We start from the raw sequence: 10,195 nt of genomic DNA on the forward strand, positions 1-10,195 counted from the left end.
TATCTGTTGGCAACCAATGGATTGGTAAGCCGCCATCATCGGCTGGGTCAGGGCATCGGGACCGGCTTTGCCGACTCCCGGCGCTGCCTGTTTCGGGAGGTCGCCCGCGGCGTGGATTGGGTTTTTTCCAATCGGGCGGCGCAGATGCAGGCCATATGCAGGAGCGTCTAAAGCTGCGGAAACGGACGCCTGCGATCAGACCTCGTCTGTATGCTGCTCCTGGACCGGAAACAACAAATTACAATGACCAAATTCCAAATAAATCCCAATGTCCAAAATAAGGGCGAAACCAGCGGTCGAGTGTCAAGTTGGCTTCCCCCATAGATGATTACGCTTGGAATTTAGGATTTGGATATTGTGATTTATTTGTGATTTGATTTTTGGTTTTTGTTATTTTTCTGCTAAAGAAGTGCCGCTTGCGCCCGCCCCTTCTCCTCATCGACGAAATAGAGCAAAATGGCACCGGCGGCAAAGAGGATCAGCACCGAGGCCAGGCTCCAGCGGGCGGCCAGGGCACCCACCTGGACCAGATCCGCGGCCGTGGGATCGGCCGGCATGAGTATCCGGCGCATGAGCAGACCCACCCCGCCCACCAGTACCGGGCCGATAATGGCGGCAAACTTGCCCAGCATGTTATAAAAGCCGAAAAACTCCGCCGGTTTGTCCGCCGGGATCAGGCGGGTGTAATAGGAACGGGAAAGGGCCTGGATCCCTCCCTGAACCAGACCGATGACCACCGCCAGCACATAGAATTCTTCCTTGCGGGTCATGGTAATCCCCCAGAAAGTGGCCGCCACGTATACGCCGATGGCGATATATATGCCTTTTCGCGGCCCCAGCCGCTGGCCCAGCCGGCCGAATACCAGGGCCGCCGGAAAGCCCACGAACTGGGTTACCAGAAGGGCCAGAAGAAGGTCATTGGCGGCAAAGCCCAGGCTCATGCCGTAATCCACCGCCATGCGGATAATCGTGTCTACACCGTCGATGTACAGCCAGTAGGCACACAAGAAGAGCAAGACGGTCTTCATGTGCCGCATTCGGCTGAATGTGTGCCTGATCTGAGCAAAACCGCCGGACCAGATGCCGGTGGTGGTCCGCGTTGGGGCCGTTGGCGCTTCGGGCACCCAGAACAGGATGAACAAGGTAAAAAAGCCCCACCACAGGGCCACGCTTAAAAAGCCGATCCGCACCGCCTGGCCGGCATCGGCCAGACCAAACCGCTGGGGCATGGTCACCATCAGCACATTGATCAGAAAGAGCAGCCCCCCGCCCAGGTAGCCCATCGAAAAACCGAAGCCCGACACGAAATCCACGTCATTTTCGCCGGTCACCTCCGGCATCAGGGCATCGTAAAAGATATTGGCGCCGGAAAAGCCGATCACGCCCATGGCATAAACCACCAAGGCAAAAGCCCATTGTCCCTGGCCCACAAAATAAAGGGCGGCGGTCATCAGCACCCCCAGGTAGGCGAATATGGCCAGAAACCGCTTGCGGGCAGAACCCCGGTCGGCCACGGCACCTAAAATCGGTGCGGCCAGGGCCACCAGCAGGCCGGCGGCGGCATTACCCAGTCCCAAGCGGGCCGTGCTGAGATTGACGTCGACGCCGGCACTCCAGTACTGCTTGAAAAAAACGGGGAAAAATCCGGACATCACCGTGGTGGCAAAGGCGGAATTGGCCCAGTCATACATGGCCCAGCCCCATACGGCCTTTCTTCGTGATTTGATCACAATCGTGCTCCTTGGACCGACGTTGCTCATTTTGACTTGAAAAAAGGGGCCGTCAACCGTATCCTTAAGGGGTAGCCCAATGCTCCGAACCCACTCCTGAAACGGTTAATTCGGATGGATATGAACAGCGACGCCGTAAAACTGCCGGTATTCTTCCCAAATGAGGATTTTGACACGCACTTTAAGGTATTCCACGAGTTGATGTCAAACAAGGTGTTTGAGATCCTGCTGGTGGCCAGCCCTTACGACGCCTATATCCTGGAGGAAGACGGCAGCCTGGCGTCCAAGATCATCAATGAATACCGTGGGCTGAACCTCAGCCGCCCGCCGCGGATCACCCAGGCGGCCACTGCCGCCCAGGCCATGGAAATGCTGGCCCAAAAGCCGTTCCACCTGGTTATCGCCATGCCCCACCTGGACGACATGGACGTCTTCGACCTGGGTCTCCAGGTCAAACGCGCCCACACCGACTTGCCGGTGGTGCTCCTGGCCCACAGCGTCAAGGGGATCTACCCGGCGCCGGAGGGGAAAGACATCTCCGGCATCGACCAGACCTTCATCTGGTCCGGGGATTCGGACCTGCTGCTGGCGATCGTCAAGAGCATGGAAGACCGGCTCAACGTGGCTGCCGACACCCAGAAAGCCATGGTTCGGGTCCTGATTCTGGTGGAGGACTCTCCCCTGTATACCTCCTACTTCCTGCCGCTGATCTACAAGGAGGTTGTCAACCAGACCCAGGAGGTGCTTGAGGAGAGCTTGAACCAGGAGCACCGCCTGCTCAAAATGCGCGCCCGGCCGAAGATTCTCGTGGCTGAAAACTATGAACAGGCCATGTCCCTATACCGGCAGTACGGTGACTATCTGTTCGGCATCATCTCAGACACCCGGTACCCCAAGGGAGGCACGATCACGGCCGATGCCGGCTATACATTCCTGTGCAACGTCCGCAAGGCGATCCCCGACCTGCCGCTTCTGCTCATCAGCAATGAGCCCCAGAACAAGGATCTGGCCGCACGGGTGCCGGCGGTCTTTCTAGACAAGAACAGTGACGATCTGCTGGCCGAAATCCACCAGTTCTTTTTGGATGCCCTGGGATTCGGTGATTTCGTCTTCAGGAGGCCCAACGGCAGCGAAATCGCCCGCGCCGCCAATCTCAAAGCCCTCGAGGAGATCCTGCCGACCGTACACGATGAATCCCTGCTCTACCATGCCACCCGGAACCGTTTTTCAAACTGGATCATGGCCCGCGGTGAAATCGCCATGGCCTCGCGCCTGAGAAAGGCCAAAGCAGCCGATTTTTCCGGCGCAGACGATATCCGTCAGTATATTATCACCCACATCCACGCGCTTCGCAAATGGCGCCAAAAAGGCGTCGTGGTGCATTTCAATTCCAAGGACTACGACCCCGACATCTCCGATTTCGTGAAAATCGGCAATGGCTCCCTGGGCGGAAAGGCCAGAGGGCTGGCCTTCGTGTCCAACCTGCTGCGCCGGTCACCCCACCTGCAGGAACGCTACCCGGATGTCACCATTCAGGTGCCTCAAACCCTGGTCATCACCACAGAGGGATTCGATGCCTTTATCTCCCACAACAGGCTGGAACCCTCGGCCATGGCGCACGACTCGGACGACCAGATTGCCAAGGCGTTTCTCGGGGGAGAAATGCCCCCCTGGCTGGCGGAGCAATTGGGCCGATTCCTGGAAGCCGTTCACCAGCCCCTGTCAATCCGGAGCTCGGGGCTGCTCGAGGATGTTCACAACCACCCGTTCACCGGCCTATATAAAACCTACATGGTGCCCAATAACCACCCGGATTTTTCCACCCGCTACAACCAGTTGGTCACTGCCGTGAAGCTGGTATACGCCTCCACTTGGTTCCGGGATCCAAGGCGTTTTTTAAGCGGCACCGCATACCGGATCCGCAGAGACCAGATGGCCGTGATCATCCAGCAGCTGGTCGGCAGCCGGCATGGCGCCTTTTTCTACCCGGACATCTCCGGCATCGCCCAATCCAACAATTTCTATCCGGTGGCTCCCTTGAAAGCGGAAGACGGCGTCGCCCGCATGGTCATGGGATTTGGCCGGGGCATCCCGGAAGGAGAACCGTCGCTTCGTTTTTCACCATCATATCCCCAGGTGCTGCCCCAGTTTTCCAAGGTGGAAGACATCCTGGCCAACGCCCAGCGCCAGTTCTGGGCCCTGGGCATGGAAGGGATTCCTGACGGCCTTTACTTCGAACGGGGCGTCAATGTGGAAAAACGTCACGTGGACGATGCCGAGGCCGAAGAACCGGTACTTCGGTTGGCCGGAACGTACATTCCGGCAGAGAACCGTATCCGGGACACCGTGCATATCCCCGGCAGCCGGGTGCTCACCTTCGCGCCGGTACTCAAATACGACAGCTTCCCCCTTCCCGGACTGCTCAAAGACCTGCTGGTCATGGGCCGGGACGGAATGGGCTGCGCCGTGGAGTTCGAATTTTCAGTCAACCTGACCGGCAACAGCGATCATAAGGGGACTTTCAATATCCTCCAGATGCGGCCCATGTCCGCCGGAGAGGATCTGCATGACGTGGAGGTGACGGATGAGGATGCAGCCAATGCCTTGTGCTACACCACCCAGGCCCTTGGCCATGGCCGCAAACAGACCATGGCCGACATCCTCTTCGTCAGGCCCGACACCTTCGACCCCGCCAACACAGTGGCCATCGCCCAGTCCATCGCCGCCGTCAACCAGACGCTGCTCGACCAAAAACGACCCTACCTGCTGATGGGGCCCGGACGGTGGGGATCCTTTGACCGCTGGCTGGGTATCCCAGTGAAGTGGCACGACATCAATGGGGTGGGGGCAATGGTGGAAATACGGAACGACACGCTGAAAGCCGACCCATCCCATGGATCCCACTTCTTTCAACACATCACCGCCAACGGGATCCCCTACCTGACTGTCTCCGAAGAAAACGGCGATTTCATACGTTGGGACACGCTGCAGGACTTGTCGATCGTGTTATCCAACCCGTATCTAAGCCATGTGCAGCTGCAGCAGCCCCTGGTTCTCAAATGCGACGGCAGACATTCTCGGGCCGTTGTCCTGCTGGAGGAGTGCGCTACCGGATGATGCCCCGTCTTTTCAAGCTGCCGGTGCTGTTGCCGGTTATCAGCACCCTGATCATCGCCGCCTGCAGTCCGTTGGCCCCCCAGCGTCCCGTGCCCCCGACGTTCCAGACGGCACCATTGACCGATGCCGAACAGATCGCCGGTGACACCATGGCTTATCTCATGGAAGTGGTGCTGGGTCGGGCAGGTAACCCGGCAGAACGCTCGGCCTGGGCCACCCGGGGACTCAATCTTCCCCTGGACTTCGACCTGGTTTCCAAACGCATGTACGGTCCGGTGCCCCTGCGTGCGGAACTGATGGTGCTGGACACCAACATATTGGGCCTTTCCGAGGTGCTGTATCACTACGATCGCCGCCTGAATCTCTTCAAGGGAGAAAGAGAAAACGACAGTCTCTACCCCTGCGTGGAGCTCATGGCCACCCGACTGTTTATGGTCCACAAACTCTACCAGGGTGAGAAGGTCGGCCTGGCGGCCATGATCCGCGGCAAAGCGCTGTTTACCCCGGGCAGTCGGGATGCCCGTGAGGCGGAGCTGGCCGCCATGAACCTCAGCGACACGGAATTCAGCTTCCTCAAGGCGGTGTTTCAATCGGAACCGGCCTTTTTGGATTATATGGAGCATCCGTTTGTTGTCAGCACCTTGCGGAGAATCGGTGTGGTCGAGCAGGACGCCTTCACCCTGTCGGCTGACCAGTCTGCCAATTACCGCCGCTGGGCATGCCCATCGGGCAATCCCCTGCAACGGTCACCGTTGACCATCGCCATCCTGCCGTCCATGAATCCGATGTTCGATGCATCGCCCGGACCGGCCGGTGCGGTAACCGCCTCCCGTGACTACGAAATCATATTGGAGCATCTCAAGACGGCCATATTGGACGGACTGGCTCGAAAACAACTCGAATCCGGCCAGAGCGTGCCTATTGAACAACTGCCTGTTTTTTTCACGCCGGACAGGCCAATGGCCATCCACCCGGAAAACGCCGGTCGGGTCATTGAAGATGTGTGTCCGAAAGCAGATTTTACATTGATTTTATTAGGTAAAAATGTGTATCGCGCCATTTATATTGATCCTGAGAACGATATTTATCCCCACGAAAAACGGATCTACCTGGACGTCGACGATATCCAGTATCAACAGATCGACGACGAAATCGAGACCATCGTCAATGCCATCATGCCGGCATTGACCGCCACCGCATCCGATCCTATCTCTAAACCCGACCCTCTGCTCCCGAAATCATCGCCCTTGCTATAATTCCTTCCTAAAGGAAATCCGAAAACCGGCGATATCAGAATCAACGAACCACAATGGTCGCGAAGAAAAATTCACCCATCGTGCACATACACCGACTCGCTGTCACCAATCAAAGGAGCGCTGGCCATGGATAAAAATAAGGAAATCGTCTTTTTCGACGAGCTGGGTTTCGGGTGGTTGGTTGATACAGAGACCCTTCGAAAAATGCGCGATAAGGAATCTATCCAGCAGGTACTTATCCAACGGTCTCTGGCTGATCTGCTCCGCAAAAGAGAACCCATGTAAAACAAAGCCCGCCTTTCCTCTTCCGGATCCATTTCCTTCAGCATCACCAAAACGTGTTGCCGCTTTATCGGAGGTTGAGTCATTTCCCCTTGACGCCCCCCACAGGTTTTCTCATGACCGTTAGTCCGTCGCATCTGCTTTAGGGGGCGGATGGGGGTTGTCGTGCAATCATCGCCTGACCTTGTTTTCCTCTTGAAAAAAAAAGTGATTGCGCTACTGTGGACAACATGAAAAATACATTTGAACCCTCCCCGCGGCAAGCCGCGTGGAATCTTCACCGTAGGGATGACAATCAATCTCCAGTTCGCTCGCTAACCCCTCCACAAGTGGCGCGGTTAGCATTCGCTATCGCGGTTCGAAAATTAGGCTGGATTCTATTCATAGCCGTGGTGATTGCCCCGCCAAAGGCAGTATGGAGCCAGGACGCAAAGGCTTCGGCCAAACTGACGCTTTTCAGAGCGGTGATGTGCGAAACCATTCAGGAGTATGCACCCGCCCACCCCGCCGTTGTTTTTTCCATCGAACTGGGTCGGGTGTCGTGCTTCACGGAATTCGACCCGGTGCCCGAAAAAACCTATATTCACCATAAATGGTATCAGAATGACAGCCTGGTCACAGAAAAACGGTTGACCATCAACCCGCCCCGCTGGTCTTCGTTCACCAGCGTGCAGCTCAGGGAATCAGACAAGGGTCCCTGGCGGGTTGAGGTTACCGATGAAAACGACAAACTCATGCGCACCCTGCGCTTCAGCATAACGGATTGACCCCCATGGACCCGTTGATTCCATTTCATACCGCGCTGCGCTGGCAGGACATCGTTGATATCCTGCTCAACAGCTATATCCTGTTCAGGCTCTATGTGCTTTTCCGGGGCACCAATGTGATCCGGATGATCATGGCCATAGCCATGCTCTGGATGATCGAGCGACTAGCGGTCAACATGGGCCTGATTGTCACCAGTTGGGCCATGCAGGGCATCATCGCCGCCGCCGCCCTGATCGTGATCATCGTTTTTCGCAACGAAATCGCCGGTGTGTTGCAAACCCGCGATTTTAAATCATTTTTCTGGGGATTTCCCCAGCGTCAGGTCCAGACCCCGGTGGACATCATCGTGGAGAGCGTTTACGAACTGGCCCGCCGCAAGCTGGGTGCACTGATCGTCCTGCCGCTGCAAAAAAGCATTGAAACGGTCGTGCAAAGTGGCATTCCCTGGCAGGGCAAGCTGTCCCGGGAAATGCTGCTCAGCATTTTCTGGCATGGCACACCGGTGCACGACGGAGCCACGATCGTGCAGGGGGACCAGATCGTGGAAGTGGCCACCATTTTGCCCCTCTCCAAAAGCACCGATCTGCCCGCCTACTTCGGCACCCGGCATCGCGCCGCCGCCGGACTGACCGAACAGACCGATGCCGTGGTGCTCGTGGTCTCCGAAGAACGGGGCCAGGTCACGGTGTTCAAGGATGAATCGATCATCCACATCAACGATAATATCGAATTGAGCAAGGTTTTGCGCGATTATACCGGCGAGGTAACCACCACCGGCGGCCTGAAACGACACACCGTGGAGCTGGGCATCGCCGCCATGATCTGTCTGGCCAGCATCACGGGCATCTGGTTCAGTTTTGCCCGCGGTTTAGAGACTCTAGTGACCCTGGAGGTTCCCGTCGAATTCATGAACCGGGACCCCATGATGGAGATTTTTGCCGCATCGGCCAGCAGCGTCAGACTTCAGCTCAGCGGCTCGGGGACGCTGATCAAATCCGTGCGTCCCGACCAGGTAAAAGTGAAGCTCAACCTGGCCAATGCGGTAGCCGGAAGCAATCAGGTGCCCATCGCCCGGGACAGCATCGCCCTGCCGCCGGGAATTCAGCTCAAAAAGGTTGACCCCCAGGCGTTGGAGGTCACCCTGGACCTGCCGGTTGAAAAAACCCTTCCCGTCCAGGTGATCTGGACCGGCAAGCTGGCCGCGGGACTGATCATGGAAGATGTCCGCATGGTCCCGGACAACGTCAAGGTGGTGGGCGGCAGCCTGATGCTCAAGGGCATTCAGACCATATACACCGAAAAACTCCCTCTCGAAGGCATCGTCACCGGCGGCACCGCATCGGTGAGTTTGGTGCTCCAGCCCTCATCGCTGAAGCTGGAAGAAGGCGTCAGAAACCGCGTTGACGTGATTTATAAGGTCAAAATGCGCCCGGCGGCCTCATCCTGACACCTGCAACCGCCTACGGCAGATCCATGACGCGGATTTCGCCGGCACTACATGGACGCCGTCAACAAGAAGACCACGGTCATTGTCATCGGCGACGGCCGATCCAACTACGCCACCCCCGAGGGCCGGATAATGGAAGCGATCCGCGAGCGCTGCCGCCGCCTGGTCTGGCTCAACCCGGAAACGGAACAGTTCTGGTACACGGGCGACAGCGAGATGCGAACCTATCAGACCATCTGCAATGAGGTCTGGCCCTGCCGCAACCTGAATCAGCTCTCCGCCTTCATCAAGGACTTGGTGCTGTAGCCACCGATCGAACCCACGCTGAACGGCCGCACGACCGGTTGTCATCTCCGACACAATCAATGGAACGAACGACGACTGATTTCAATGTCCCGTCAGACTATTGGAGAAAAGCGGGAATGTTTATTTTTTAATTGGCGCGGCCGCGCCGATCGGATGACATTGCAAGCCGGTTATTCGAGGATCTGCGTCACCGTCAGGGTGGCTCCGCCGCGATCGTCGAATTCTATACTTACGGAGACATCACCGTCGAGCAGAGAAATAGTGGTCAGCAAACCGTCCGACATCATGCTCTCAAGGGATCTGGCCGTTCGCGTGGTGATGGTTGTCTCGACCATACCCGATTGTGAATCATCGAAATCCAGTTCCGCGTGGGGCGTGTCCGCCACCATGCTGTCAATCATGTCGTAGATTTCTGCATCGAGAATGTCCGCTGTCGGATGGTGGGCAAACGCCGATACAGTCGCCAACAGCAAAACGATTGAAAGAAAAAAATAAACGGTTTTCATGGTGATCTCCTTGATCATTTAGGGGTTTTTAAAAGACATGACCCTTACCCGAAACAGGAATGCGATCATCACCGCGACAAGGGCGACAATTAAAAATATGAACTGACAACCTGATCAGAGCCGATGGGCCTGCACATATTCGGCAATGAACATGACGGGTTGACGACCGGAAGGCGGTGCGGTGTCAGCATGCTGGCTTCGCACCGCCCTCACGCCCTGGTCTTAGAGGCAGGAAAAATGATGACGCGGTTGGCATACCAGGGTTGTGACGATTGCCTGCTTAGAAACTGTTGACCGAGGACTCTTCTGTCTTTTCGGGCACGCCTGTCTGAAGCAATCCTTCTTTCCGGAATATGCGCCGCATAGTTGAACTGCCTTCGATTTGTCGAACTGCGCCGGCCGCCGTTGTCCTCTTTGTGGCCGTATTGGGAAACCATGGAAACTGCCTTGGTGGAAGATTGCAGTTTTATCGAACCCTCATCGCGGGTTGTATGAATAAATCCCCGAATCAACTGAACAGAACGAAATGGATGTGCACTGAACTGACGTACGGATAGCTTCCTTTCCCCGAAGACAGGCGCTCTGACAGACCGCAACGGGGAAAAGGGGTATAGAAATAACGCTTTCTTACTACCTATTTGGAACCACCACCACCGCCCGAGCCACCGCCACCGCTGCCTGAGCCACCGCCACCGCTGCCTGAGCCGCCGCCGCCGCAGCCCGAGCCACCGCCTCCGCTACCCGAGCCACCCCCACCGCTGCCCGAGCCACCGCCACCACTGC

At 56.9% G+C, this 10,195-nt stretch carries 8 protein-coding genes; 6 read left to right on the forward strand and 2 right to left on the reverse strand.

The genetic code is table 11. The features are described 5' to 3' along the window. Nucleotides 1-401 precede the first annotated feature (401 nt). Nucleotides 402-1,730, reverse strand: coding sequence for an MFS transporter (locus tag QNK41_RS06380; protein ID WP_319254918.1), 1,329 nt, complete (start codon nt 1,728-1,730; stop codon nt 402-404). Between the two features lie 120 nt (nt 1,731-1,850). Here QNK41_RS06380 and QNK41_RS06385 point away from each other — a divergent pair, with 120 nt between their 5' ends. The 6 genes from QNK41_RS06385 (at nt 1,851) to QNK41_RS06410 (ending at nt 8,906) form a co-directional block, all read left to right on the forward strand. Next, complete coding sequence (locus QNK41_RS06385; RefSeq protein ID WP_319254920.1) at nt 1,851-4,847, forward strand: PEP/pyruvate-binding domain-containing protein; 2,997 nt, start codon at nt 1,851-1,853, stop codon at nt 4,845-4,847. After that, nucleotides 4,844-6,103: a hypothetical protein gene (locus tag QNK41_RS06390; protein ID WP_319254922.1), complete on the forward strand. Its 1,260-nt coding sequence runs from the start codon at nt 4,844-4,846 to the stop codon at nt 6,101-6,103. The genes QNK41_RS06385 and QNK41_RS06390 overlap by 4 nt, the downstream gene beginning before the upstream one ends. A 126-nt stretch (nt 6,104-6,229) precedes the next feature. Next, entirely contained in the window at nt 6,230-6,388 is a 159-nt protein-coding gene (locus QNK41_RS06395) for a hypothetical protein (RefSeq protein ID WP_319254924.1), read from the forward strand. A gap of 464 nt (nt 6,389-6,852) precedes the next feature. Further along, nucleotides 6,853-7,152, forward strand: coding sequence for a DUF2914 domain-containing protein (locus tag QNK41_RS06400; protein ID WP_319254926.1), 300 nt, complete (start codon nt 6,853-6,855; stop codon nt 7,150-7,152). 5 nt (nt 7,153-7,157) lie between these two features. After that, on the forward strand, nt 7,158-8,600 hold the full coding sequence (locus tag QNK41_RS06405; RefSeq protein WP_319254928.1) for a diadenylate cyclase: 1,443 nt from the start codon (nt 7,158-7,160) through the stop codon (nt 8,598-8,600). Between the two features lie 51 nt (nt 8,601-8,651). Further along, the gene (locus tag QNK41_RS06410; RefSeq protein WP_319254930.1) at nt 8,652-8,906 is read left to right on the forward strand and encodes a VWA domain-containing protein; all 255 of its coding nucleotides are present in this window, start codon (nt 8,652-8,654) and stop codon (nt 8,904-8,906) included. Between the two features lie 170 nt (nt 8,907-9,076). On the opposite strand, the gene QNK41_RS06415 is transcribed toward QNK41_RS06410, so the two are convergent. Further along, nucleotides 9,077-9,412, reverse strand: a complete 336-nt coding sequence (locus QNK41_RS06415) for a hypothetical protein (protein WP_319254932.1) — start codon at nt 9,410-9,412, stop codon at nt 9,077-9,079. Nucleotides 9,413-10,195 lie beyond the last annotated feature (783 nt).

Origin of the sequence: Desulfosarcina sp., assembly GCF_033791525.1 — a bacterium.
GTDB lineage: Bacteria > Desulfobacterota > Desulfobacteria > Desulfobacterales > Desulfosarcinaceae > Desulfosarcina.

What these genes read in the sequence shown, in the direction of transcription:
- QNK41_RS06385 (WP_319254920.1), top strand. Translation starts at nt 1,851, where the DNA reads ATGAACAGCGACGCCGTAAAACTGCCGGTATTCTTCCCAAATGAGGAT.
- QNK41_RS06390 (WP_319254922.1), top strand. Translation starts at nt 4,844, where the DNA reads ATGATGCCCCGTCTTTTCAAGCTGCCGGTGCTGTTGCCGGTTATCAGC.
- QNK41_RS06395 (WP_319254924.1), top strand. Translation starts at nt 6,230, where the DNA reads ATGGATAAAAATAAGGAAATCGTCTTTTTCGACGAGCTGGGTTTCGGG.
- QNK41_RS06400 (WP_319254926.1), top strand. Translation starts at nt 6,853, where the DNA reads ATGTGCGAAACCATTCAGGAGTATGCACCCGCCCACCCCGCCGTTGTT.
- QNK41_RS06405 (WP_319254928.1), top strand. Translation starts at nt 7,158, where the DNA reads ATGGACCCGTTGATTCCATTTCATACCGCGCTGCGCTGGCAGGACATC.
- QNK41_RS06410 (WP_319254930.1), top strand. Translation starts at nt 8,652, where the DNA reads ATGGACGCCGTCAACAAGAAGACCACGGTCATTGTCATCGGCGACGGC.
- QNK41_RS06415 (WP_319254932.1), bottom strand. Translation starts at nt 9,412, where the DNA reads ATGAAAACCGTTTATTTTTTTCTTTCAATCGTTTTGCTGTTGGCGACT.